Annotated in this window: 26 protein-coding genes; 8 read left to right on the forward strand and 18 right to left on the reverse strand. The window is 68.3% G+C overall.

Going from position 1 to position 23945, the window contains the following annotated elements; translation table 11 throughout:
- Positions 1–71: 71 nt before the first annotated feature.
- From DWF00_RS01235 to DWF00_RS01255, 5 genes are all read right to left on the reverse strand, one after another.
- Positions 72–1043: a Csu type fimbrial protein gene (locus DWF00_RS01235; protein WP_114828713.1), complete on the reverse strand. Its 972-nt coding sequence runs from the start codon at positions 1041–1043 to the stop codon at positions 72–74.
- Positions 1034–3499, reverse strand: coding sequence for a fimbria/pilus outer membrane usher protein (locus DWF00_RS01240; RefSeq protein ID WP_114828714.1), 2466 nt, complete (start codon positions 3497–3499; stop codon positions 1034–1036). Before DWF00_RS01240 ends, DWF00_RS01235 begins: the two co-directional genes overlap by 10 nt.
- Entirely contained in the window at positions 3468–4187 is a 720-nt protein-coding gene (locus DWF00_RS01245) for a fimbrial biogenesis chaperone (protein WP_114828715.1), read from the reverse strand. The genes DWF00_RS01240 and DWF00_RS01245 overlap by 32 nt, the downstream gene beginning before the upstream one ends.
- A 142-nt stretch (positions 4188–4329) precedes the next feature.
- Positions 4330–4806 carry a Csu type fimbrial protein gene (locus DWF00_RS01250; protein WP_114828716.1) on the reverse strand — a complete coding sequence of 159 codons (477 nt, stop codon included), beginning with the start codon at positions 4804–4806 and terminating at the stop codon, positions 4330–4332.
- A gap of 274 nt (positions 4807–5080) precedes the next feature.
- Positions 5081–6028, reverse strand: coding sequence for a glutaminase (locus DWF00_RS01255; protein ID WP_210207876.1), 948 nt, complete (start codon positions 6026–6028; stop codon positions 5081–5083).
- A 120-nt stretch (positions 6029–6148) separates the two neighbouring features.
- Here DWF00_RS01255 and DWF00_RS01260 point away from each other — a divergent pair, with 120 nt between their 5' ends.
- Positions 6149–6670: a hypothetical protein gene (locus tag DWF00_RS01260; protein ID WP_147283671.1), complete on the forward strand. Its 522-nt coding sequence runs from the start codon at positions 6149–6151 to the stop codon at positions 6668–6670.
- A gap of 2 nt (positions 6671–6672) precedes the next feature.
- Here the strand turns inward: DWF00_RS01260 and DWF00_RS01265 are convergent, their stop codons facing one another.
- From DWF00_RS01265 to DWF00_RS01280, 4 genes are all read right to left on the reverse strand, one after another.
- Positions 6673–7875: a GGDEF domain-containing protein gene (locus tag DWF00_RS01265; RefSeq protein WP_114828718.1), complete on the reverse strand. Its 1203-nt coding sequence runs from the start codon at positions 7873–7875 to the stop codon at positions 6673–6675.
- Between the two features lie 154 nt (positions 7876–8029).
- Positions 8030–8599 carry an NADPH-dependent FMN reductase gene (locus tag DWF00_RS01270; RefSeq protein WP_114828719.1) on the reverse strand — a complete coding sequence of 190 codons (570 nt, stop codon included), beginning with the start codon at positions 8597–8599 and terminating at the stop codon, positions 8030–8032.
- A 151-nt stretch (positions 8600–8750) separates the two neighbouring features.
- The gene (locus DWF00_RS01275) at positions 8751–9551 is read right to left on the reverse strand and encodes a class I SAM-dependent methyltransferase (protein ID WP_245973692.1); all 801 of its coding nucleotides are present in this window, start codon (positions 9549–9551) and stop codon (positions 8751–8753) included.
- A gap of 124 nt (positions 9552–9675) precedes the next feature.
- The gene (locus DWF00_RS01280) at positions 9676–10389 is read right to left on the reverse strand and encodes a Crp/Fnr family transcriptional regulator (protein ID WP_245973693.1); all 714 of its coding nucleotides are present in this window, start codon (positions 10387–10389) and stop codon (positions 9676–9678) included.
- A 252-nt stretch (positions 10390–10641) separates the two neighbouring features.
- On the opposite strand from DWF00_RS01280, the gene DWF00_RS01285 reads away from it, so the two are divergent.
- From DWF00_RS01285 to DWF00_RS01295, 3 genes are all read left to right on the forward strand, one after another.
- Positions 10642–12447 (forward strand): ABC transporter ATP-binding protein/permease, encoded by a 1806-nt coding sequence (locus DWF00_RS01285; protein ID WP_114828722.1) that lies wholly within the window; start codon positions 10642–10644, stop codon positions 12445–12447.
- Between the two features lie 111 nt (positions 12448–12558).
- Complete coding sequence (locus tag DWF00_RS01290) at positions 12559–12837, forward strand: hypothetical protein (protein ID WP_114828723.1); 279 nt, start codon at positions 12559–12561, stop codon at positions 12835–12837.
- Positions 12838–12967: 130 nt separating this feature from the next.
- A complete protein-coding gene (locus DWF00_RS01295; protein ID WP_114828724.1) occupies positions 12968–13846 on the forward strand; it encodes a transglutaminase family protein in 879 nt (292 codons plus the stop codon).
- Here DWF00_RS01295 and DWF00_RS01300 read toward each other — a convergent pair whose 3' ends face one another.
- From DWF00_RS01300 to DWF00_RS01310, 3 genes are read right to left on the reverse strand one after another with little or no spacing between them, the layout of a single operon-like run.
- Positions 13847–15496, reverse strand: a complete 1650-nt coding sequence (locus DWF00_RS01300; RefSeq protein ID WP_114828725.1) for a sensor histidine kinase — start codon at positions 15494–15496, stop codon at positions 13847–13849.
- A complete protein-coding gene (locus DWF00_RS01305; RefSeq protein WP_114828726.1) occupies positions 15496–16056 on the reverse strand; it encodes a sigma-70 family RNA polymerase sigma factor in 561 nt (186 codons plus the stop codon). The genes DWF00_RS01300 and DWF00_RS01305 overlap by 1 nt, the downstream gene beginning before the upstream one ends.
- Positions 16043–16264 carry a NepR family anti-sigma factor gene (locus DWF00_RS01310; protein WP_245973694.1) on the reverse strand — a complete coding sequence of 74 codons (222 nt, stop codon included), beginning with the start codon at positions 16262–16264 and terminating at the stop codon, positions 16043–16045. The genes DWF00_RS01305 and DWF00_RS01310 overlap by 14 nt, the downstream gene beginning before the upstream one ends.
- 238 nt (positions 16265–16502) lie before the next feature.
- Here DWF00_RS01310 and DWF00_RS01315 point away from each other — a divergent pair, with 238 nt between their 5' ends.
- Positions 16503–17297, forward strand: a complete 795-nt coding sequence (locus tag DWF00_RS01315; RefSeq protein ID WP_114828727.1) for a response regulator — start codon at positions 16503–16505, stop codon at positions 17295–17297.
- A gap of 193 nt (positions 17298–17490) precedes the next feature.
- Here the strand turns inward: DWF00_RS01315 and DWF00_RS01320 are convergent, their stop codons facing one another.
- On the reverse strand, positions 17491–17730 hold the full coding sequence (locus DWF00_RS01320; RefSeq protein ID WP_245973695.1) for a DUF1328 domain-containing protein: 240 nt from the start codon (positions 17728–17730) through the stop codon (positions 17491–17493).
- Positions 17731–17877: 147 nt separating this feature from the next.
- Between DWF00_RS01320 and DWF00_RS01325 the strand changes: the two genes are divergently transcribed.
- Positions 17878–18636 (forward strand): extensin-like domain-containing protein, encoded by a 759-nt coding sequence (locus DWF00_RS01325; RefSeq protein ID WP_147283672.1) that lies wholly within the window; start codon positions 17878–17880, stop codon positions 18634–18636.
- A gap of 13 nt (positions 18637–18649) precedes the next feature.
- Here DWF00_RS01325 and DWF00_RS01330 read toward each other — a convergent pair whose 3' ends face one another.
- Positions 18650–18898, reverse strand: coding sequence for a hypothetical protein (locus tag DWF00_RS01330; protein WP_114828729.1), 249 nt, complete (start codon positions 18896–18898; stop codon positions 18650–18652).
- A 119-nt stretch (positions 18899–19017) separates the two neighbouring features.
- Between DWF00_RS01330 and DWF00_RS01335 the strand changes: the two genes are divergently transcribed.
- Together DWF00_RS01335 and DWF00_RS01340 are read left to right on the forward strand one after the other, a co-directional pair.
- A complete protein-coding gene (locus DWF00_RS01335; RefSeq protein ID WP_114828730.1) occupies positions 19018–19524 on the forward strand; it encodes a DUF992 domain-containing protein in 507 nt (168 codons plus the stop codon).
- 319 nt (positions 19525–19843) lie between these two features.
- Positions 19844–20203, forward strand: coding sequence for a response regulator (locus DWF00_RS01340; RefSeq protein WP_114828731.1), 360 nt, complete (start codon positions 19844–19846; stop codon positions 20201–20203).
- 28 nt (positions 20204–20231) lie between these two features.
- Here the strand turns inward: DWF00_RS01340 and DWF00_RS01345 are convergent, their stop codons facing one another.
- The 4 genes from DWF00_RS01345 to DWF00_RS01360 form a co-directional block, all read right to left on the reverse strand.
- Entirely contained in the window at positions 20232–21554 is a 1323-nt protein-coding gene (locus DWF00_RS01345) for a sensor histidine kinase (RefSeq protein ID WP_181832580.1), read from the reverse strand.
- 277 nt (positions 21555–21831) lie between these two features.
- Positions 21832–22263 (reverse strand): hypothetical protein, encoded by a 432-nt coding sequence (locus DWF00_RS01350; RefSeq protein ID WP_114828733.1) that lies wholly within the window; start codon positions 22261–22263, stop codon positions 21832–21834.
- 2 nt (positions 22264–22265) lie between these two features.
- Positions 22266–22628: a DUF883 C-terminal domain-containing protein gene (locus tag DWF00_RS01355; RefSeq protein ID WP_114828734.1), complete on the reverse strand. Its 363-nt coding sequence runs from the start codon at positions 22626–22628 to the stop codon at positions 22266–22268.
- 97 nt (positions 22629–22725) lie between these two features.
- Complete coding sequence (locus DWF00_RS01360; RefSeq protein WP_181832581.1) at positions 22726–23865, reverse strand: AI-2E family transporter; 1140 nt, start codon at positions 23863–23865, stop codon at positions 22726–22728.
- Positions 23866–23945: the final 80 nt, after the last annotated feature.

Here is a 23945-nt window from a genome sequence, read left to right on the forward strand (position 1 = left end):
GCGCCTGCGTTCCGCAGCGGGCGATTGACCAACGGCCGAGGCCGTCCGGACGCGCTTCAGGGAGATGCGGCTCAGTAAGTCAGCGTGACGACGATCGTGTCGCCATAGATCCCTGGCGACGGCGTCGCCTGCGGCGGCACCCGCCCGTAGACCGTGGCAGTTTGCGCGAGACCGGTCCCGCTCCCCGCGAGGGTATCGGCGCCCAGCGCCCCGCCGAAGGGCTGTACCCGCCCCGCGTCGCGATAGAGCCCGTAGGTGACGAACTCCGCACCCTTCGTCATCCGCCGCAGGGTCGGGTTGGCCGCATTGGAGACGCCACCGTCGAGCCCGACCTGATAGGCCGTGCCGTTCGTGCAGGTCGGCGCGAGGTTGGTGCTGGCGTCGCGCTGGCCGGAGAGGACGCCGACCGAGCCGAAATTGAGATCGTTCGCGGTCACCCGGCAGGTCGGCGGCACGTTCGCCGAGACGGTGAATGAGCTGGTCTGCGAAATCGTCAGCAGGTTGCAGCCGAGCAGGAAGGAGAGCAGGCCATAGCGGATGCGGGCGTCGATCCCCGAGAGCGTGCTCGCATAGGCCAGCGGTGCGACGGTCGGCTGGCCGCCGAAGACGCGGCCGGTGATGATCACCGATTGACTGCCCGTGCCGCCGAGCGACAGGTTGACGTTGAGGCCCACGGGAGCCGCGCCGCCCGCGGCCCAGGCGCTGGAGCCCCAGGGCGTCGCGCCGGCATTGCTGAACAGCCCATAGCGCAACTGGTTGGCGCCATTGACCATGAAGCGGTTGGTCGCATCGGTCGCGCCGCCGGAGCCAGGCCCGAGGTCGATGCAGACGCCGACGAGTTGCAGTGGCAGGCCGGTGCAGGTCACCGTCGCCGTCGCCGTGCTGTCGACCTGCGCATTGGCTGTTACATCGACCGGGGCGAAGACCAGCGGCGTGATGCTGAGCGAGCAGGATTGCGCCGAAGCGCCGCCCGCCGTCAGCAGCAGGCCGAGCCAGAGCGCGAGGATGGCCGCTGCGATGACGCGGAACGCTCTCATTGGCATGGCACCGGCCCGAGCGTGACCTGGATGTTCTCGCGCGGGGCGAAGGCGAAGCGGGCGCGGCACTCGCCGCCGTCGCCAAGGCGGATGCCGACCTCGTTCTCCGGCCCGAGATGCTCGATGAAGGCGCGGCCGTCATAGCCGACGGCGAAGCCGGGCGCCTGCGCCACCGTGCCGCGCAGGCCTGGCAGCAGCGCGCCGCGCAAGCCCGCACCGAGCGGCTTTCCGTCGCGTCCGTGCAGGATGACGATCGCCGCATTCGCTGCCGACCTGACCCCGAAATCGACGACCACGCCGGCGCGGTCGGGCGGCGCCGTCACCTCCTGCGTCGTCTCCGCCACCGCGGTGACGGGCAGCCCGCGCGGATCGATCGAGATCCGGTTGGCCTGGTAGGAGCGCAGGCTCGGGATCAGCGCGCTGCCGCTGGCATTGGTGCGGGCGACGACGCGGTTCTCGAACAGCACGTCGACATCGGGCGCGCCGACCTTGGCGATGGCGAAGGCGTCGTCGATGCGGTTGGCCAGGAAGACGCCGCCGCCTGCGGCGGCGATGGCGCCGTCGAGCTGCATCGTGCCGGAGACGTGGTTGTCGCTCTGGGCGATGCCGCCTTCGATCTGGCCGTAATCGCCGCGATAGGCCAGCGAGGCGGAGCGCCGACCCTGGCCGCTGGCACCCTCGACGTCGCGGATGCGCCAGCCGACGCTGCCCGATTCCTGCTGGATCGGCTTGGCGACGTCGGCGGCGAACGCCCAGGCCGAGCCCGAACGGGTTGCGCCGGCCGAGGAGACGATGTTCCCGCCGAAGGGAAAGGACAGGCCAGCGAAGATGCCGGCCGAGCCGCGATCCTCCAGGTCGCTGAACACCGTGGCGTAGAACGAGCCGCCGCTCGGCAGCGCGCGCGTATAGCTCGCATTGACGATCCTGGTCGCGCGGCCCGCGACGTCCTTGGCGCGGGCGAAGCCGAAATTGAGGCCGCCGCCGACGATCGGCATGGGAAAGCCGACCGAGAGCCGGTCGAGCGCGCGCGGCGGCAGCAGGAAGCGGGTCCAGGCATCGGCGGAGGCGATTGTCGCGACATAGTCGCCGACGACAGGGGCATTCGGACCGGCGAAGATCGGCGAGGCCGTCACCGAGGCGAGGTCCTGGTAGTTGCCGAAGCTGCGTTGCGTCGAGGCGAGGAAGGAGATGTCGCGGAAGCGGGTCTCGAACGCGGCATAGGCCTGCGCGCCGGTCGATCCGTCGCGCCAGCTGCCCGAGCCGGCGGCGCTGAGCAGGCCGAGCGAGCCGAGCCCGACCACGGCGCCGAGCCCGCCGCCGCCGAAGCCGCTGCTACCCTCGCCATGCGCCAGCAGCGTGATGCGCTCGTTCACACCGTAGCGCGCGCTGCCCGAGGCTGCCGGCTCGTCGGCATAGATGCTGGAGCGCAGCCCGTATTGCAGGCGCGGCATGCCGATCTCGGCCGAGAAGTCGAGGAGGCCCGGCTGCAGCAGCTTGCTGGAGACGATGAAGGGCAGGGTCGTCTCGGTCTGCTGGCCTGAGGCGTCGCGCACGACGATGCTGGCATTGCCGTTGCCGGAGAGGATCGGGACGTTGTTGATGCGGAACGGCCCGCTGCCGACATCCTGCGAGATCGTCCTGACGCCGTTGACGAAGACGTCGACCGTCGAGGGCACGGCTGCGCTGCCGTTGACGCTCGGCAGGGGCAGGGTGATCAGGTCAGGCCTGAGCGCGAAGTTGCGCTGGACCTGCAATCCGCCGAGCCGGATCGGCCGCGTCCAGGCGAGCCCTCCCGAGATCGTGTCGCCGGCGCGGTAGGAGAGCAGCGTCGCCGGGTCGGAATAGCTCCAGGTCGAGTCGAGCCTGAGCGCCTCGGCCTTGTCGTCGAGCAGCGAGCGGTTGCTGACGATGCCGGTCTGGGAGAGCACGCCGAAGCTGCTGAAGAGGCGCGCGTCGAGGCTGGCCGAGAGGCCGGGATAGCGCCAGAATTCGTGGAACCGCTTGCCTTCCGAGTTTCCGAACAACGTGTAGTTCAGCACGGCCCCGATCGTGGAATAGCCGGCCGCCGGAGCGGCTGCCTGGGCCGGGCTGGCGTCGTAGACCTTCGGCAGGCGGCCCGCCTCCGGCAGGTGGAGGTCGATGCGCTGCGCGTTCTCGTCATAGCGGTAGCTCAGGCCGGGAATCGCCGCGAGCGGCACCTCGTCCCCCGGCTTGAACGCGGGCGGCACCTTGATGCCGAGCTCTTCCAGCTCGGCCCTCCGCGCCGAGAGCGCGCCGGTCTCGCTCTGGTGGAAGGCGCCGATCAGGCCGAGCGCATGGCCGCCGAGCTGGACGTCGAGCTGCAGGTCCCGCCCGACGCGGCTGGCGGCTGCGCCGCGCGGGACGGCAAGACAGGCCTGGGCGATCATCAGGGCAGCCACCAGCCAGGCGCTACGGCGCAGGCTGGACGACGGCGGTCGCATTGAACGGGCCGGTTTCTGTCGCGCCGGTGATCGTGACCTTGGCGCCGGCGGCCGGGGCGCCGCCCGGCGAGGCCAGCGTCCAGCGCATCGAGGAGCGCCCGAGCGAATAGCCGACCAGGCCGGCATTGGCCGAGACCGCTTTCCCCGCGGCGTCGCGGATGCTGACCGAGGCGAGCCGCAGCCGCGCGTCGCCGGCATTGGCGGCGCCGAGCAGCAGGCCCTTGCCGTGCCGGCTGACGCTCCAGGCGATCTCCGGCGGCAAGACCTCGCGGCCGGTGAAGAACACCGGCACGACATGCCGCAGCACGAGCGCCACGGTGCCCGAGCGCTGCTGCGGCCGGGGCAACTCGTCGATGACGAGGCGGTAGGCCTCCTGCTTCGCGACCGGGCCTCCGGAGACCCGCACCACGCGCACCGTATAGTCCTGGCGCGAGCGCAGATCGATCAGCGGCGGGCTGGCGACGACGTCGCTGGTCGGCTCGAGCCGGTCCTCGCCCGCCGATTGCGTCCAGCGAAAGACGCGAATCTGCGCCGTGATCGGCTGGAGATCGGTGTTGCGCAAGGTGATCGTCGTGGCAGCGCCAGGCGCCGGGATGTCCAGCAGCACGGGCGCGACCTGCAGGGAGGCGGCGGAGGCGAAGCTCGTCGTCAGGCAGAAGGCAGAGGACAGAGCAAATCCGGCTTTCATGACTAGTCCCTCTTGAATTTGGCGCAGTTTCTCCTCGGGCGGCCCATCCACATGGCGCTGCCCTGCTTGGTCTTGAGTCTTGGCGCTTCTGATCTGGCTTGAGCGGGCCGGTGCCGCCGGCTTCAACGGTCGGCAGTGAAGCTCAATAGGTCACGGTCACAGTAATCAGGTCGGTATAGAGGGCCGGACTTGGAGTCGTCTGCGGCGGAACCCTGCCATAAACCAGATAGGCCTGGCCCGCCCCATTGCCCGTGCCGGCGATCGTGTCGGAGCCGATCGTCTCGCCCCAGTTCTGGAGCCGGCCGGCATCGCGGGACAGCGAGTAGTTCACCAATCCGCCGGAGCCGCTCATCTGGCGCGTGGTGACGCTGCCGCCATGCGCTCCCGCATTGAGGCTGATCGTGTAGGGGGTCGTGGTCGTGCACTGCACGGTGATCGTGCTGGTCGAGTCGATATTGCTGGCCAGGACGCCGACATTGCCGAAATTCATGTCGGTCGCGCTCGCGACGATGCAGGTCGCCTGGATGTTGATCTGGACCTGGAATGTACTGGTGGCCGTTGCGGCCTGGGCTTCGGCCGCGAGCAAGAAAAGGCACAGCGAGATCAATGCTGGGCGCATGTCGACACCTTTGAAAAGCTAATCGAGGGTTCGGCCTAGGCAATCCATCGCGTCAGTTTCCAAGTTTAGCCTGATCGAATCTAAGGCGTTGTGGTTAACGATGGTTTAATTGCAATCAGCAGGTTGTGCCGCACAACTATTTGGAGAAAGGCTAGACTTTAAATGCTGATCGACCGGCCTATGTTGCGTTGCCACAAAAGAATCTACTCAGCGGAAGGTGGGCGAACGTCAACCGCCGGCGCCAATGAGTCCGGCGCCGCGTCCGCCCCGCAAGTTATGCTCGCCTCTCTTCCGCCGGGCTGAACACCGACCAGCCGGTCGCCTCGGCGATGCGCTCCAGCGCCAGCGTGCCGAGCTTGGAGTTGCCGTTCTCGTTCAGCCCCGGCGACCAGGCGGCGATCGAGGCCTTGCCCGGCGCGATCGCCAGGATGCCGCCGCCGACGCCGGATTTGCCGGGCAGGCCGACGCGGAAGGCAAAATCGCCGGAGGCATCGTAATGGCCGCAGGTCAGCATCAGCGCGTTGATCCGCCGCGCCCGCTGGGCCGAGATCACCCGGGCGCCGCCGGGTTCGAGCAGGCCGCCGAGCATCAGGTAGCGCCCGGCCATGGCGAGCTGCCGGCAGCTCATCGCGATGGCGCATTGGTGGAAGTAGACGCCTAGCGTCAGCTCGGGCGGATGCGTCAGGTTGGCGAAGGCGCGCATGTAGTTGGCCAGCGCCACGTTGCGGAAGCCGGTCTCCTGCTCGGAGCGCGCGACATGCTCGTCGATCAGGATGGTCTCGTCCTCGGCGAGGTAGCGCACGAAGCGCAGCAACTCGCCGATGGCGACGCGCGGCGCATGGCCGGCGAGGTTGACGTCGGCGACGACCAGCGCGCCGGCATTGATGAACGGGTTGCGCGGGATGCCCTGCTCGCGCTCGAGCTGGACGATCGAGTTGAACGGCGTGCCCGAGGGCTCGCGCCCGACCCGGCGCCAGAGCGTGTCGCCGATCTTGCCGAGCGCCTGCGTCAGGGCGAAGACCTTCGAGACGCTCTGGATCGAGAACGCCTCCTCGGCCTCGCCGGCACTGTGGATCTCGCCATCGGCCGTGACGACGCAGAGGCCGAACTGTTTCGGATCGATCCTGGCCAGCGGCGGGATATAGGTCGCGACGGCGCCGCGCTCGGTCTCCGTCGCCATCTCCTGCGCCACGTCGCGGACGATTGTCGCGATATCTGCCACGTCCGCTCTCCGCTGCCTCGCGCCGGCACCAAGCCCGAGCCCGGCTGGACGGTCAAGGGCGTGGCAACAGGCGGAACGGTGGCTATGCTGCCGCTATCGGGCCTGCTGGGAGATCAGTCGATGCGTTCAGCCGCCTTCTTGTCCGCCATGTTCCTGCCTGCGCTGGCCAACCCGGCCGCTGCACGGCCGCTCGAACGCGAATTGCCCCTGAAGCGCGATGCCTGCTGGGAGCGCGTCTACGATGAGCCCCATCTCAAGGGCCATCCCGGCCAGAAGGTCACGCGCATCCGCCTGCTGCATCTGCCGAGCAAATGGCCCGACGGGCAAATGAACGGCTTCTACGTCCAGCTCTATTTCAACCTGCGCCAGCGCAACGCCGCCGGCGGCTTCGACTACCAGCTCGGCGGCTTCTGCAAGCCGAGCGGCGATGGCCTGCGCTGCGAGCCGGAATGGGAGGCCGGAACCTGGCGGATCGAGCGCGGCCCCAATGGCACGCTGCGGGTCAGGAACAACGGCATCACAGCCAATCCCAACCCCTATGACGCCGAGGAGATCGCCGACGGCGCGGCCAGGATACCGGCGCAGCCCGATGACGGAATCTGGCAATTATCGCCGGCGAGCGGGCCCTGCGAGCTGGAATAGGGTCAATGCAACTGCGGAACGCCTGACGGCAGCGTCGCCGCGGCGAACGGGTTGGCGTGCAGGCCCGGCGGCGCGATCACGCAGCGCGACTTGCCCTTCGACTTCGCCTGGTAGAGCGCCATGTCGGCGGCGCTGAGTAGGCTCGCCATGTCCGTGCCGTGCTCGGGTGCCAGCGCGATCCCGATTGAGGCGCCGACCGTGACCGCATTGCGATTGTCGAGCTCGTAGGGCAGCGAGATCTCGCGGATGAGGCGCTCGCCGAAGCCGAGCAGCTGCGCCGTCTCAGTCTGCCCGGAGAGCACGATGAACTCGTCGCCGCCGATCCGCGCCGCGAGGTCGCCGGCGCGGACCATGCCGCGCAGGCGCTCGGCGACGAGCTGCAGCAATCGGTCGCCGGCCATGTGGCCATGCGTGTCGTTGACGGCCTTGAAGCCGTCGAGGTCGAGATAGATCAGGGCGAGCCGGCGTGACCCCGCATCCCGTGCGAAGCGAAGATCGAGCGCCTTGGACAGGCCGGAGCGGTTCGACAGGCCGGTCAGCATGTCGTGGCGGGCATGGAACTCGTGCTCGCGCTCGGCCCGCATGGTCGAGACCAGCATGGCGTTGAGCTTGTAGGCGGCCGCCGTCATGCTGAGCAGATAGGCCGGGATCTGGAAGAAGACGATCAGCATGATCGGCTCGCCCAGGAAGGGCGCGGCGAGGCAGCAGGCGCCGAGCACCAGGAAGATCATCAGGCCCGCCATGCGCGGGGCCGCGAAATTCCGGAAGCAGGTGCCCCCTACCATGGCTGCGGCGGAGAGGCAGGCGAGCGCCGCGATGACCCAGTCCCCGCTCGTCAGGCTGATGAAGGTGCCGTAGCCGATGCCCGCGGCCCAGGCGAGCCCGAGCAGGACGAAGAGGTCGGTCGGTGTCGGTTGGCCGCGCTCGGCCTGCTTCCGCGCGCTGACCAGCACGGCAAGCCTGGCCAGGCAGCAGGCGATCTCGAAGCCGCACCAGAAGATGAAGGGCGCTGTGGGGATGCGCAGGGCGATGAGCAGCGACACCGCCATGGTGTTGATTACGCCGCCGGCGAAGATTGGCAAGGTGCCGAACAGCGAGCCGATCAGCGCGATCCTGATGTCGGCGGGCACGTCATGGCCGGCATCGGTCAGCCAGCGCGTCCAGCGCCAGCGCGGCAAACTGTAGCTCGGAGCCTCGACACCCACGCCTGCACGGCCTCGCGTTCAGGTTGCAGGCAGTGGGCCGGCAATCCTGATCGGCTGATAGATCGCAGGCGTTACGATTCTGTATGACCCATCGTTATCTTTTCAGGAATCGCACGGCCGCGCGCTTATGTCCCAGCCGTGCCGAGGCCGCCGTTCAGACGCCCTTGCCGGCGAGCTTGACCAGCCGCGCCACCTGCGCGTCGAGGAAGCCGCTGCTGCGTGCGTCGGTGAGCTCGCCGTCCCCATCGAAGGCCTTGTCGGCCAGGCCGACGGCGACCATCTCGGGCACCAGCAGCGCGCCGAAGCCGAGCTCCAGCGAGGTCCGGAGCTGGGTCAGGCCGCGATAGGCGCCGAGCGCGCCGGGCGAGGCGCCGCCGAGCGCCACGACCTTGCCGGCAAGGCCGGAGGCGGGAGCGCCGGGCTTGGCGGTCGAGGCCCAGTCGAGCGCGTTCTTCAGCGCCGGAGCGTAGCCGGCATTGTATTCCGGGCTGGCGATGTAGAGCCCGTCATGGGCGTCGATCAGCGCCCGCAGGTCATGCGCGGCCTGGGGGGCGTTGCCGAAGCCGGTGGCGTCGACCAGCGGCAGCGGATAGTCGCCGAGCGAGATCTGCCTCACCTCGGCGCCGGCCGCCCGGAGCTTCCTGGCCGCCAGGGTGGCCAGCTTGGTGTTGAGCGAACCCTCGCGCCAGGAGCCGGCGAAAACAAGAATCTTGGGAGCGGACATCGTTGCCTCTCGGAATATCGGGGCAGGAGGAAACCTGCCGGGAGAGGTCTAAGGCTTTGCAGCCGCGCCACCAAGACACGCTCTCGCCAGAGGGCGATTGCGCAGATGCAATGGCACGATGCTGTGAGCGGCAGTCTTTGAGCGAGGCGGCTCAGACGTGCTGGCGGTAGACCCAGACGCGCGCCGGCGGGATGTTGCGCAGCACCCAGTCCGAGACGAAGGCCTTCAAGCCCGAGCCCTTGCGCTGCACCGGCGAGATCACCGAATAGGTGAACTGGATGAAGGGCGCCCCTTCGACGACGAGCGTGAACGCGTCCTTGACCAGCGCGCTGCGCACGGCCGGCGGCCGCGTGAACAGCGGCAGGCTGGAGACGATCGCGATCGCCTTCTCGCCCAGATGGTCCTTCAGCGTCGTCGAGAGCGCGTAGGCATCGCCTTCGACCACGGTGGCGCGCGGGAAGCGCTCGCGCAGCAGCTTGCAGAATTCCGGGCTGTACTCGACCAGGATCAGCCTGGATTCATCGACGCCGCGCTCGATCAGCGCCTCGGTGACGGGGCCGGTGCCGGGGCCGATCTCGATCACCGGGCCTGGCTGCTCGGGATCGACGAAGGAGGCCATGCGCCGGGCCAGGAACGGGCTCGACGGCGTCACCGATCCCGTGCGCAGCGGCGCGTCGATCCAGGACTTGAGGAAGCGGGCATCGTCGCCGAGCTTGGCCTTGGCCTCGCCGGCCGCGCGCGTCACCCGCGTCTTCAGCTTGCCGGCATGGCTGCGGAACTCGTCCTCGACCTTGAAGCGCACGGCGGCGACCTTGAGCCGGGCTTCGGCCACGCTGTCGACCAATTCGGCGGCGGTGACCCGCATCTCGCCTTCGATTCGCGCGGCAACGCTGGATTGGCCGAAGCGGGAGGCAAGCGAGCGGGGCGCCCGTGGGGTCGAAGAGCGTGTCATCAAAGGCCTCTTGCCGCCGGCAGCGCAAACGCACGTCGGGCCGGTTCTTCGCCAGCGGCGCGACGTTAGCCGCCGGAATGAGGCCGTTCAAGGGCGGAATGAGATGGGCCCGGCCAATCCGCCGTTAAATCAACGGCCTGTGGACCGGCGCTTCGTCGAAGAGCAGCGCCATTCGCTCGGTCAGGCGCGGGTTGAGCAGGGTCAGCCGGCCATTGGCGATCGAGAACAGCCCGGCGCGGCGCAGCTTCGCCCAGGTCTTGTTGGTGTGGACGAGCGAGAGCCCGAGCGCATCGGCGAATTGCTGCTGCTTGAGCGGGAACTCGAAGCTGTTCTCGCTCACGAGCCCGAGCGCCTCGGCGCGCCGGTAGAGCGAGATCACCAGCGCCGCGATGCGCTCGCCGGCATTGCGCTGGCCGACGGAGGTCAGGTTCTCGTCGATCAGGCATTCCTCGCGCGAACCGAGCCAGGCGATCTCGTAGGACAGGGCCGGCCGGTGCTGGAACAGCTCCCAGACGCGCTTGCGCGGGAAGACGCAGAGTTCGACATCGGTCAGCGCCTCGATGCCGTGCTGGGCGGCGTTGAGCAGAGCGGCCTGTAGGCCTGCGAGATCGCCCGGCAGCAGGATGTTGAGGATCTGGCGCCGCCCGTCCGGCAGCGATTTGTAGCGGAAAGCCCAGCCGGAGAAGAGCGTGTAGAGCTCGGCATCCTCCTGGCCGGGGTGGATGATGTCGGCGCCGGCCGGCAGCCAGCGATGGTCGAGCTTCATCGACTGGATGAAGCGCACCTCCTCGTCGGATTTGTCCTTGAAGGCGGGCCTGAGCCGGAGCGGGCATGCCAAGCAGGGCGCGCCAGGGCGGGGCTGGCTGCCGGGACCGATCATCTTTTGTACGCACTCCCCCACATCGTGCCCATCAAACGCAGGTGTCGTGGCCTTGTTCCCGCGCGCCGCGCTGTAATGATCTCCGCGAGGGCCGGAACTGGGCTGCTCGCACCGGCGTTCCTGCAATGCGGCTCTGGACCGCGAGAAGTCTGGGGCCGGGCTCGCTGCGACCTGGTCCGACCGTGACGTGACTGGAGGGGCCCCGAGAGCATGACCGAGACGCCTGTCGCCGCACGCTCGCGCATGCGCCGCTTCTTCCGCCTGGCGCTGCGATTCTGGACGGGCGGGACGCGGCTGCGCGCCTGGCTCCTCACCATCACGGTGCTCGGCTTCATCGCCGCCCAGCTCGCCGCTGCCGTCGGCATCAACACCTGGAACAGGTTGTTCTTCGATGCGCTCGACAAGCGCGACGTCGCCGCGGTCTGGAGCGTCGTCGCCTGGCTGCCGGTCCTGGTCGCCGCCTCGGCGCTGTCCTTGTCGGGCGTGGTGATCAGCCGGATGCTGCTGCAGGTGCGCTGGCGCGAATACCTCACCCACCGCATCGCCGGCTGGTGGATCGCGGACCAGCGCTATTACCGCATGCAGTTCATCGTGAAGGAGCAGGCGGCGCCCGAGTACCGCATCGCCGAGGATGTCCGCCTCGCCATCGAGCCGCTCGCCGAGTTCGCCATCGGGCTGATCAGCGCCTTCGTCACCGCCGCGACCTTCGCTGCCATCCTCTGGCAGGTCGCGGGCTCCGCCCATTTCACGCTTGCCGGCATGCAGGTCGTCATTCCCAGCTACATGGCGCTCGCCGCGATCCTTTACGCGGTCGTCGCCTCGCTCGCGGCCTATGTCACCGGCAGGCCGCTGGTCGGCCGCATCGCCGCCAAGAACGAGGCCGAGGCCCAGTTCCGCGCCGAGATGACGCGCCTGCGCGAGAACGCCGAGAGCATCGCGTTGATCAAGGGCGATGCCGACGAGCGCTCCTCCGTCGGCGAGAACTACGGCCGCGTCGTCGCCGCCTGGCTGCGCGTCGTCCGCCAGCAGGGCGTAATCGCGCTCGTGCTCAACACCAACGGAGCGCTCTTCCCGATCGTGCCGCTGCTGCTGATCGCGCCGAAATACCTCGCGGGCGAGGTCACGTTAGGAGCCGTCATGCAGGTGGTCGCGGCCTTCAGCGCGGTGCAGGCGGCGCTGATCTGGTTCGTCGACAATTTCGTCAGGCTGGCCGAATGGTTCGCCTCGGTGACCCGCGTCGACGAACTGGCCGAGGCCTTGGAAGGCCTGGACGTCGGCACCATCATGGAGAGCGACACGCAGATCCATCTCGGCGAGAGCGACGACGGCGCCATCCACATCGAGAGCCTCTCGGTGGCCCACAGCAATGGCCGCGTCGTCATCGCCGACGCCTCGGTGGTGATCGGCCTCGGCGAGAAGGTGCTGATCGTCGGCGAGAGCGGCACCGGCAAGTCGACCTTGATCCGGGCGCTCGCCGGGCTCTGGCCCTGGGGCTCCGGCGCGATCAGCCTGCCGCGCGGCAAGACCGTCGCCTTCGTGCCGCAGAAGCCCTATTTGCCGATGGGCACCCTGCGCACCGTGCTGCTCTACCCGGAGGCCCAGAGCCCGGCCGATGACGAGACCGTCATCGCCGCGCTCAAGCGCTGCGGCCTCGCCTATCTCGCCAAGCGCCTGGACGAGGACGACAAATGGGACCGCATCCTCTCCGGCGGCGAGCGTCAGCGCGTCGCCTTCGCCCGCCTGCTGATCCAGAAGCCCGACATCATCATCATGGACGAGGCGACCTCGGCGCTGGACGAGGACAGCCAGAACTCGCTGCTCGGCCTGTTCGAGGCGGAACTGGCGCGGTCGACCATGATCAGCGTCGGCCATCGCCCCGGCCTCGAGGAGTTCCACGACCGCAAGATCACGCTGGAGAAGCGGCTCGCGGGCGCGCACCTGACCTCGCGCCGCCTCGGCAAGTCGCTCTGGCGTCTGTTCCGCAGCCGGCTGCCGGCCAATGACGAGGAATCCTGACGCTCGCGCTGCCGTGATGCAGGAAAATCGGAACTTTGTGAGTTAGATCACGTTCTTCCCGATGGAAACCATGCGACGTCGCACGGTCATCATGGCGTCGGGAGAGACAGTATGTTGAACGACAGCCTTGCCCCCATCGGGCGCGCCTTCGCCTTCTTCGGAATCATGGCTGCCGTCATCGGCGCGCTGACCCTCGGCGCCGACGTCCAGGGCTCCGCCGACCAGAGCTCGGCGACGATCGCCCAGCTCAAGCAGCGCCAGAACTTGCCGGCCGAGACCGAGTTCGCCTCAGTCGACCCGGCCCATCGCACCGCCGACCGCACCAAGCGCGCGATCGCGACCTCACAGGAGGCGCATCTCGCGAATCCGGATCGCGCCATCCTGCGCTGAGCCTGGCCCCGGGAACTTTTCCGCCTTCGCAGCGTTCTCGACCTAGCGCTCCCCTCGCGCGACGCACTTGATAAGCCGCCTCCGGGCGGCTTGTTTTTTGTGTCGCGGCGGGCGTGTAAGAGGTTGAGACATGTATCTGCGCATCCGCCACGCCACCACCTACCGCTATGCCGAGCCCGTCCAGTTCGGGCCGCACCGGCTGATGCTGCGGCCGCGCGACAGCTTCGACCTGCGCGTCGTCGACACCGCGCTGACGATCACGCCGCGGGCGCGGCTGCGCTGGATGCACGACGCCTATGGCAACTCGGTCGCGGTCGCGAATTTCGATGCGCCGTCCGACACGCTCGACATCGTCAGCGAACTCGTGATCCAGCGCTTCGGCTCGGCCCTGCCGCGCTCCGAGGTCGAAGCGGAGACGGCCGTGACCGGCGTCGCCTACAGCCCGGCCGAGAATGCGGTGCTCCAGCCCTATCTCGACCTCGCCGCCGCCGATCCCGACGGCGTGCTCGACCAATGGCTCGCCGATTTCAGCGCCCGCATCGGCCAGGGCTCCGGCCATCTCCTGCGCGACCTGGCCCACGCCATCTATACCGGGCTGAGCTATGCGGTGCGCTATGACGAGGGCACGCAGCACCCGGCCGACACGATCCGCGGGGGCAGCGGCTCCTGCCGCGACTATGCCTGGCTCTTCATCGAGCTGGCGCGGCGCCTGGGCTTCGCCGCGCGCTTCGTCACCGGCTATATCCATGACCGGACGATGGCGGGCGGCAACCTCGTCTCGGCGGTCGGACTGACCCATGCCTGGGCCGATGTCTTCATCCCCAGCGACGGCTGGGTCGAGTTCGACCCGACCAATGACCTCGTCGCCGACCGGCAGCTCCTGCGCGTCGCGGTGGCGCGCGTGCCGGAGGACGCCTCGCCGGTCTCCGGCAGCTATACCGGCCGGGCGGGCTCCTTCCTGGGCCTGAGCGTCGGCGTCAGCATCGAGCAGGCGGAGCTGGTGGGGTAGTCACCCCCGGTGCACCACCCGCCACGAGCCGAGCACCCGCCCTTCCGGCTTCCTCACCTGCACGGCCTCGATCTGCGCCAGCAGCCCGGCGAAGAGCTTGGGCGGCTCGCTATAGGTGATCGCGCGGTCGGCTTCGATCGTGATCTCGATCGTCCCGGCGTCGGTATCGCCAACCATCACCATGATGCTGACATCGGGCGTGCTGCGGAGCGCGCGCGAGACCACGTCGACGATCATGAAGCCGAGCGGGATGATCCGGTCGACCGCAAGCGAGGACACCGTCTCGATCTTGCTGGTCACCCATTGGTCGCGGCGGCGGATCAGGTTGAAGATCATCGTCATGACGTCGTCGAGGAAGAGGTCGACGCGCACCGGCTGCATCTCGCCATCGGCCAGGGTGAAGCGATAGGCGGCCGAGAGCACGTGGACGCGGCACTCGGCGTCGGAGAGCGCGAGGCGCGCCTCGCCGCGATAGTCGCGCTTGGACAGGCCGATATAGCTCTGCACGACTTGCAGGCTGTTCTTCACCCGGTGGTGCAGCTCGCGCACCAGGAAGCGGTTGTCGTCGAGCGCGGTCTGCAGCCGGCGCTGGCGCACCTCCTGGTCGTCGACCATGGTGTTGAACGCCTCGGCGACGCTGCGGATGTCGCTCGGCATGTCGTCGGCGACGGCGGCGCGCGCGCTCGACAGCGTCGCGCGGGCCCGCGCCGCGGCCTCGATGCCGCGCAGCCAGCGCACGCAATGCCGGTCGATGGCGCGCAGGTAGACGAAGCAGAGCAGCGCCAGCGTCAGCAGCGGCGTCAGCAGCAGGGCGAGGAACTGCGTCCGCGCCGCCCGCTCGGCCATGTCGTCGAAGTTGGCGATGACGTAGAGGTCCGGCTCGGCCACCAGCCGGGCCGCGTAGGAGCGCATATCGCCCTTGCGGTTCGGCGCTTCCCACCGCTCGGTGCGCTGGGGCACGATCTCCTGTGCCGGGAGCCAGGAATCGTCCTGCTCGTCCACCCCGCGGCTGGTGATGACATCGCCGCCGCGATTCACCAGCGCGACGGCAATGCCGCTATCGCTGCCGCTGACGTCGAAGACCTGGTTCAGCAGATCGGGGTCGACGAGCAGCAGCGCGTCCTGCATCGGGCCGGCCGTGGTGTTCTGCGCGTAGACCGCCAGGTAGCGCTGACCTCCCACGCGGATCTGGTCGTAGCGCGCCCGGGCAAGCTCGGTGCCGCCCCAGACCTGGATCACCTGCCGCCCCTTCAGGCCTTCCGCCGAGGAATCCAGATCGGCCGTGCTGATCCGGTCGTCGAGCGAGGCCGAGCAAATCCGCCCGTCGCGCATCCTGATATGGACGGCGCGGTAGCCGGCGATCTGCGTGAGCATCTCGCGCTCGATCTGCCCGCAATCGCCATCGCCCGTCTTCATGGCGGCGAGCGTCGTCCCCGTCGCCAGCAGCGAGCGCAGTGCGCCGCGATACCAGACGCGCGTGCGCACCGCGAAATCATCCGCCGTGCGCGCCTGGAAGGACTGGATCGAGGCGATGACCGTCCGATAGGTCGTGATCGCGGCGATCGCCGTCAGGAAGGCGATCGGCAGGACGATGGCGACCAGCAGGGCCAGAAGCCGGCCTCTGACGGTCTTGAACCGCGCCAGCCGCATCAGAGTCTGACGATTTCGGCCCCGGTCCTCTGCACGGCCGCCGCGCTCTGCCGGTCAGGCCCGAGATCGTCGAGACCGCCGATGGAGAGAAGCTCGGCCAGCTTGGTCCGGGCGCGATTGACCCGGCTCTTGATCGTCCCGATGGCGACGCCGCAGATCTCGGCCGCCTCCTCGTAGGACAGCCCGGTGGCGCCGACCATGATCAGCACCTCGCGCTGCTCCTCCGGCAGCTTTGCCAGCGCCTTGCGGAAATCGGCCAGGTCGAGATGGCTCTCCTGGTTGCCGTGCACGGCGATGCGCTCGGCATAGGTGCCCTCGGAATCCTGCACCTCCCGCCCGCGCTTGCGGTAGAGCGAGTAGTAGGTGTTGCGCAGGATGGTGAAGAGCCAGGCGCGCAGGCTCGTGCCCGGCTCGAACTTGTCGGAATTGCCCCAGGCCTTCAGCAAGGTGTCCTGGACCAGGTCGTCGGCGAGCTGCATCGAGCCCGACAGCGAGGCCGCGAAGGCTCGCAGGTTCGGGATCTCCTTGATCAGCCCGTCCTTGAAGTCAGAGGCGCTCATCGGACGTTCCTCCGGCGGACGCACGTTGTTCCTGTGCTTCCAACTGCGCCAGCAGGACCAGAAATTTGTCGGGAATCGGGGCGCTCACGAGGTCGTCATAATGAGCCTTCAGCGACCGGCCGATCGATTCCTGGACCTTCGGGTCCAGGACCGGCTCCTGCTCGTCGCCCCGGTCGGGCTCCGTCATCCCCAGATCCGCGTTGCTCATCTTGCCCTCACGCCCGCTCGCAGGCCCGCTTTTGGCACGGGTCCCGTTGATATTTCACTATTCAGTCGCCGTTCGCCCCGGGCGGTCAAGACCGATTCTAAAGGCTGTGCGTACCGACACTCATCCGGCCAAAGTAACGGTCGGTTTCCGGAAAAGTTCCCGCCGGAACAAAAAATAAATCGCTTGTCAGAAAGCCGTTCCCGGTGCTCATTTTCGGCAGTTTAAAAAGGACGTATCCATGTCGATTGCGAAAGAAATTGCGCCGAATCTGCCTTATCTGCGTCGCTTCGGCCGGGCACTCAGCGGCACGCAAGCAAGTGGCGACGCCTATGTGGTGGCGATGCTGGAAGCGCTTGTCGTCGATCCCAGCGTCTTCCCGCGCGACGTCAATTCCCGCATCGGCCTGTACCGGACCTTCCTGAAGCTCTGGTCGTCGGTGGGCCTCAACATCAACGCCGCAACCTCGGGGTTCGAGCGCTCCTCCGCCGAGCGCAACCTCGAGGCGCTGACGCCGCGCCCGCGCCAGGCCTTCCTGCTGCGCACGGTCGAGGGCTTCTCGATCGAGGACGTCGCGTCGATCATGGAGGTCTCTGCGGCCGAGGCGGCCAACCTCGTGCAGCTTGCCGGCCAGGAGATCGCCGAGCAGGTCGCGACCGACGTGCTGATCATCGAGGACGAGCCGATCATCGCGCTCGACATCGAGACCATGGTCGAGGAGCTCGGCCATACCGTGACCGGCGTCGCCCGCACGCACCGCGAGGCGATCGCCTCGGTGGCCAAGAAGCGGCCCGGCCTCGTATTGGCCGATATCCAGCTCGCCGATGGCAGCTCGGGGCTGGACGCGGTGAACGAGATCCTCGCCGCCATCGACGTTCCCGTGATCTTCATCACCGCCTATCCCGAGCGCCTCCTGACCGGCGACCGGCCGGAGCCGGCCTTCCTGATCACCAAGCCGTTCCAGCCAGAGGCGGTGAAGGCCGCGATCAGCCAGGCGCTGTTCTTCGACCGGCGCGCCGGCCGCAAGGCGGCCTGACCAATTTTCTGATGTTTTTTCAACCCGCGGCCTTCGGGCCGCGGGTTTTTGATGTCGAGGCCGCGTCACCAACCCATGAAGTAGATCACGAGCAGCACAGGAAACGGCAGCACCACCATCGCGAGCCCGACCCAACGCATCTCATCCACTCTCACATCCCCGTCCCTTCGCTTGCCGCGTTGCGCCGCCGGATTCACCGGGGCTTGCGTAGCAAGGCGATCAACCCGGTCAACGCCGCAGCTGCGAGCGCCATCGCGAACATCACCCGCGCGACCGATACGGCCAGCCCGGGCACGCCGCCGAAGGCCAGCATCGCCGCAACCAGCGCAACGATCAGAAAAGTCACGGCCCAGCCGGCCATCGGATATCCCTCGACGTTCGAATCGCTGCCTTTGGGAAACAGTTGCCTGCCGGCAAAGGTTCCGGTTTCCAACCGGCCTTATGCTTCCCGGCGGAACAGCTTCCCGCGTGAAGCCGTTGCCTTCTCGAAGCCGGCGGCGTGAGCCCTCGCGCAAAAGCGACGGAGCGGATGAAGCGATTGCGAGCCAGCGCCAGGGTCGTTGGAACGGGCGCTATCTTCATGGCGTTGAGCCTGAGCGCGGCCGGAGCAGCGCCCCGTCCTGCGCCCGCCCCTTTGCCACCTGTGCGCCCGCCCGAGTTCGCCCGGCCGCAGCTGCCTGCGGCCCCGCCTCCAGCGCCGGAGCGCGGACATCAAATTGTCGTCGAGCCCTCCAGCGAAACCGCGAACCCGGCGGGAAGCGCATGCCTGCGCGCGCTTGCGTCGGTGCCGGGCAACCGCGTTCGCCCGGCCGAGCCGAAGTCGGTCTCGTCAGCCGATCCGGCCTGTCAGATCACTGACGCCGTCACGGTCGAGGCGCTCGCCGTTCGCAAGGCGGATGGTCCGGGGGAGGTCGCCTTCAATCCGCCCGTTACGATCGGCTGCGACATGGCGCGCACGCTGGCCGATTGGCTCGACGGCAGCCTGGAGCCGCTGGTGCGCGGCCATTTCGGCAAGGAGCTGTCGCGCCTGCGGGTCGGCGGCGGCTATGAATGCCGCCGCCGCAACCGGCAAAGCGCCGGGCCGGTCAGCGAGCATGCGACCGGCCGGGCGCTCGACATCTTCGCCTTTACGGTCGGGGAGCCGAAGGCCGGTGGCTTCGACGTGGTGGTGGAGAAACATGACGGCCTGGCGCAGGGCCGCTTCGTCCAGGCGGTGCGCCATTCGGCCTGCGGCGCCTTCTCGACCAGCCTCGGGCCGGGCTCGGACGCCGCCCACGCCAACCACCTGCACGTCGATATCCAGGCGCGGCGCTCGGCCTCGACACGATTCTGCCAATAAGGACGGCGATGGGCTAGAAGACGATGTCCGAGAGGTCGTCGACACTGGCGGGGAGGGCGGGCTCGGAGAGGTCAGGCGGGAGGGATCTGGTCCGGCTGCGCTCGCGTCGCTCCCGGCGGAGCGCCAGGACGGCAAGGGCCGCATCCCCGTCCAGCCCCGACGCGATCAGGTCTTCCAGCTCCCAGAAGGGCGGAAGTTCGTCCTGGCCGCGCTGCATCGGCAGGGGTTTTGCGTACGGGGCTTGGGGGGTACGGATGGACATCTGGATTTCCGGCCGAAGTAGAATGTTAACGTATGATCTCCGCTGGGGTTCCAGATTGGTTAGGAACTGTGGAGCGAATGCGGCGTTTTCAGGTAACCATCTTGTCTAGGAGATTCGTGATGAGCCATCGGATTGCCAATGTCGCGACCGCGGTCGCGTTTGCCTTCGCCGCTTTCGGCGCAGCGCCCACCATGGCTCAGGCTCAGACGGGTGCTCCCGCCGGCCGGCTTTCTTGCAGTGTCGGCCCCGGCCTCGGGCTGGTCGTGACCTCGCAGCGCCCGATGGAATGCCGCTTTTCGCCGCGCCGCGGGCCCGTGCAGGCCTATAGCGGCGTGGTTCGCAGCTTCGGCCTCGATGTCGGCACGATCCGGCGCAGCACCATGTCCTGGCGCGTCTACGGACCCTATGCGCGCGCACCGCTCGGCGCCCTTGCCGGCACCTATGCCGGCGCGGCCGCGGGTGCTTCGGCCGGCGCGTCGGGTGGCTCCGGCAACTTCCTGGTCGGCGGCGTCAACAACGAGGTAACCCTTCAGCCCCTCTCCCTGCAGAGCCGCCGCGGCTACAATGTCGCCGTCGGCGTCACCGGCTTCGAGCTCTCGCTGGTGCCGCCGCGCCGCCGGCGCTGAGCCCTGGAGCATGGTGCGAAAAAGCGGGCACCGGGTTTTCGCGTAAGCCGTGCTCTGAATTTTAGCCGAAAACCTGCGCGGAGGCCGGCCTTCGCGCCATGGTTACGATTCGATAACCTTCCTGGCGCAAGTTTAGTCTAATTTGATGCTTTCGGCCCGCCCACCGCTCGCGGGCCGGAACAACGCCATATCTGCGACGTTCCCCCCGCCTGGGGCCGAGTTTTGAGTCGAGCATGGCGCGAAATGTGGGAACCGGTTTCTCGCGAAAGGCCATGCTCCCGCTTTTGGTGACGTGATCTAGGAAAGGACGCCGGATTCGATGCCTGACATCCGCATCCTGATAGTCGAAGACGATCCGTTCATCGCCATGGACATCGAATACGCCGTCATGGAGAAGCTTGGCGACAGTGCCGAGCTGATCGTGGTGGAATCCGTCGAGGAGGCGCGCCGCGCCGCCGCCTCGCCTCTCTCCTGCGCCCTGCTCGACATCGACGTGGTCGGCGGCAAGACCTTCGACGTCGCCGCCAGCCTGCTCGACAAGGGCACGCCGATCGCCTTCGTCTCGGGCTCGACGCCGTCGGACGTGCCGCTGGCGCTGCGGGCCGTGCGCTTCCTGCGCAAGCCCTTCTCGACCCGCGAGATCGTCAGCTTCGTCTCGGGCGCGCTGAAGGTCCACTGACGCGGCATCGGCCGCGGGCCGCCCGTCATCAGCGCTTCGGGAAAATCAACGTCACCCGCGTGCCCGGCCGCTCGGCGCCGGGCGAGACCGCATCCGTCTCCATCGTCGCGCGCATGCTGCGCAGCAGGCTGGCGATCACGGTCTGGCCGAGCCCCTTGGTCTCGAGCTCGGCCGGCGTGCCGACGCCGTCATCCTCGACGCTCAGGACGAGCGCCGCGTTCTCGGCATCGCCGTTCTGCCGCATGCCGATGACGATCCGCCCGGGCATGGTGCCGGGAAAGGCGTGCTTGATTGCGTTGGTGACGAGCTCGTTGACGATCACCACGAAGGAGACGGCGTCGCGCCCGGGCAGGCGGATCGCATCCAGGTCGAGCGTGATCTCGATCGGCCGCCCCTCCGCCGCCTTGCCGATCTCGGTAAGCAGGTCCTCCAGATAGGCCCGCGCGTCGATCTCGTCGGTCTCGATGTCCAGGCGCAGGCGGCGCTGGCCGGCGGCGATCGCCTGGATGCGCGACTGCGCCTGCGCGAGCGCGGCCTTGACGGCAGGCTCGCGGGTCTGGCGGCTCTGCACGTTCAGCAGCGCCGAGACCATGGCGAGGTTGTTGCCGACGCGGTGGTTGACGTCGCGCAGCAGCGCCTCGATGCGGATGCGCTCGCCCTCGAGCTGCTGCGTGCGCTCGCTGACGATCTGCTCCAGCTCGGCATTGGTCATGGCGAGCATGGTGCTGCGGCGCTGGCGCGCGCGCAATTGCAGCCAGGCCGCGAAGGCGAGGCCAGCCAGCGCCACGATGATGCCGGCGCTGGCCCAGAGCCGGCGCCGCTCCTCGCGGTTGTTGAGCGCGACCAGCCGGATGTTCTCGGCGAGCTGGATCTGCTGGATCGTGCCACGCAGCTCGTCCATCGCCGCGACGCCGCTGCCGGCGCGCATCAGCGCCAGCGCCGCGCTGTTTCGGCCCTCGCGCATCAACGTGACGGTGGTCTCGAGTTCGGCGAGCTTGCGCGTCGCCTGCGTGCGCGCGACTTCGGCCCGCTCCTTCTGCTGGCGGTCCTTGCCGACCAGAGCTTCCAGGGCGTCGAGTTCGGGTATGGCGGCGGCGCGGCCGCTGGTGAACGGCGCCAGATAGGCGGCATCTCCAGTCAGCAGATAGCCCCGCTGGCCGGTCTCAGCGTCGCGGACATGGCCGAGGAAGCGCTCGGCCCGCTCGCGGATCTCGATGGACAGCGAGACCTGCCGCGCCGCTTCGATCGCCCAGCTGTTGATCCAGGCGGCCAGCACGATCGCCACGCCGACGACGCCGATCGCGACGATCGTCGTGGTGGCGGAGCGCAGCCTCGCGCTGAGCTGCGTCATCGGAAGCAAGGACAACCGACCGCGTTGCGTTGCATGGGCGAGCATGGACACCGTGATAAATGACGGAGTCGACAATCCCTACGTAAAAAGACGCGCCCAGTCCATGCGCGGGTTACCGTGACGGAAAGTCGCTCAGAGACCATTTGAGAATTCGCTGGCGTGAGCCGATTGGCGTGGTTGTCGAGAACCGGAGCGCCGCGGGCTTTTCGTCCGCGAGCATCGGAAGCGCAGGCAACCGCGTTGGCCGGCCGCGCTGGTAGAACTCTCAAACGGTCTCTCACGCCTCCTCGTCTTCTCCGCTCCCGCCGGTCGCCTTGAAGATCTGCCGGCCCAGCACGGCGCCCAGCGCCACGACAGCGCCGGCCAAACCCATGCGCCAAGCCATGCGCGAGCCCATCATCTTGGCGGCGATCGGCGCTCCGACAAGCGCTGCCGTCGCCAGCGGGCGGGAGGGTCGTGGCCGGCCCTTGAGATAGGCGGCAACGCCGAACGCGATCAGCGCCAGCACCAAGAGCGCGCCGGCGATGATCAGGCTGGCCGACACCGAGCCGTAGTGGGCGGCAAGCGCCGTATGCAGCGCGCCCAGCGCAAAGCCGAGCGCCCCGAACAGGAGCAGGCCGGCGAGCCCGTAAAGGCTGTAGATCGTGACGTTGCGCCTGACTGCGCCGCCGACTTCCGACGCGATGAACGCTCCCAGGCCCCCCAGCATGGTCAGCGCGCCGACAGGAAGCCGACGAACAGCCCGACCGCCGCCGCCAAGCCGAGCGCGCGCAGCGGCCGCTCGCGGATCTCCTCGACGATCAGGCGCTGCAGGTCGGTGGCCTGTTCCTTGGCGACATCGGCCATCTTGTCGGTATCGACGCCGACCGCCTTGAGCTTGCTGCTGACATTGGCCACCAGCTCCTCGGCGCTGTGCATCAGGCTGTCCTGCAGCGCCTCGGCCTCGCGGCTGGCGCGGCGCCCGGCCGTCGTGGCGCGTTCGGCCACATCCTCAGCGCCGGAGGCGGCCTCGTCCTTGGCGCGTTTGACGGCGGCACTCGCCTGGCGTTTCGCGGAAGCGGCGGTGGTGGCCATGTCTGTCGTCCCCTGTGCGTGAAATGCTGTGCCCGCCGAGGAGCCCGGCGTTCATGCAGTGCCAACGTTCCAATGGAACTCCGGTTCCGCGCCAGGTTCAAGCAGACTTGCCCGCGGCCTGCCCGCCCGCGTCGGACTCTTCGGCCTGGGCTCGCCGGTATCTGGCGAATTCCTCCTGCGCCACCAGTGCGACCAGGACGATCGGCGTCGACAGCACGGCCCCGATCGGCCCCCAGAGCCAGAGCCAGAAGATGAAGGCGATGAAGATCAGGAAGGGCGAGATCGTCAGCCCGCGGCCGACGAAGAGCGGCGTGACCGCGTTGCCCTCGACGAGGTGCATTACATAGTAGATCGCCGCTGGCCAGATCGCGTTGATCAGCAGGGGTGCGGTGAGCAGGGCTGCCGCGAACAGCATGACCGCCACGATGATCGGGCCGATGAAGGCGAGGTAGTTCAGCAGGAAGGCGATCGCACCCCAGAAGACCGGGAAGGGCAGGCCCGCCAGCCAGGCGATCAGCGTCGTCAGCACGCCCATGCCGAAGTTGATCAGCGTGACCAGGCCGAAATAGCGCGCCACCCGGGTCTCGATCTCCTGGAAGAACGAGCCGGCCGAGCGCCGCGCGCTGCGCCCGAGGCAGAACCTGAGCGCCCGGGCCTTGAGATGCCGGCGCGTCGCGAGCCAGAAATAGACGGTCGCGACGAAGATCAGCAGGCCGCCGGCGGCCGTCGAGGAACTCATCGCGATGTCGACCAGCGGATTGCCCTGGGAGACGTTGAGCTCGACGCCCTCCTTGCCGGAGAGGCTGGCGGTCGCCTTCTTGAAGTCTTCCATGAAGGCGAAGACGCCGGAGAGCTTGGCGCGCAAGGCCGCCAGCATCGCCGGGAACTGGTCGCTCCAGGCGGCGATGGGGACCGCCAGCACGGTCACGGCGGACAGCAGCACGAACACGCCGAGCAGGACGATCAGCGCCGCCGCCAGAAGCTGCGGCACGCCACGGCGCACCAGCCAATCGACGGACGGGCCCAGGACGAGGCCGAAGATCACGCCTGCCGTCACCGGCAGGGCGATGACCCGCGTGAGATAGAGCGCTGCGGTGGCGAGGATGACGAAGATGCCGACGATCGCATAGCGCAGGATCAGGTCGTGCTCGTAGGGCGTGACCTCGCCAGTGTCCTCGGCGGTCTCGGTCTCCGCCATATAGCGTGGGAACGGCTTCCAGGCAGATGTGCTGAGCATGGTCCGGCCCCCGCGCGCCACGCTCAAGGGCGCGTCAGGACCTAAACGGCTCGGCGTTGGGGAAGGTTCCGGCCGGCGCT

This window comes from Allobosea caraganae, assembly GCF_003351345.1.
GTDB lineage: Bacteria > Pseudomonadota > Alphaproteobacteria > Rhizobiales > Beijerinckiaceae > Allobosea > Allobosea caraganae.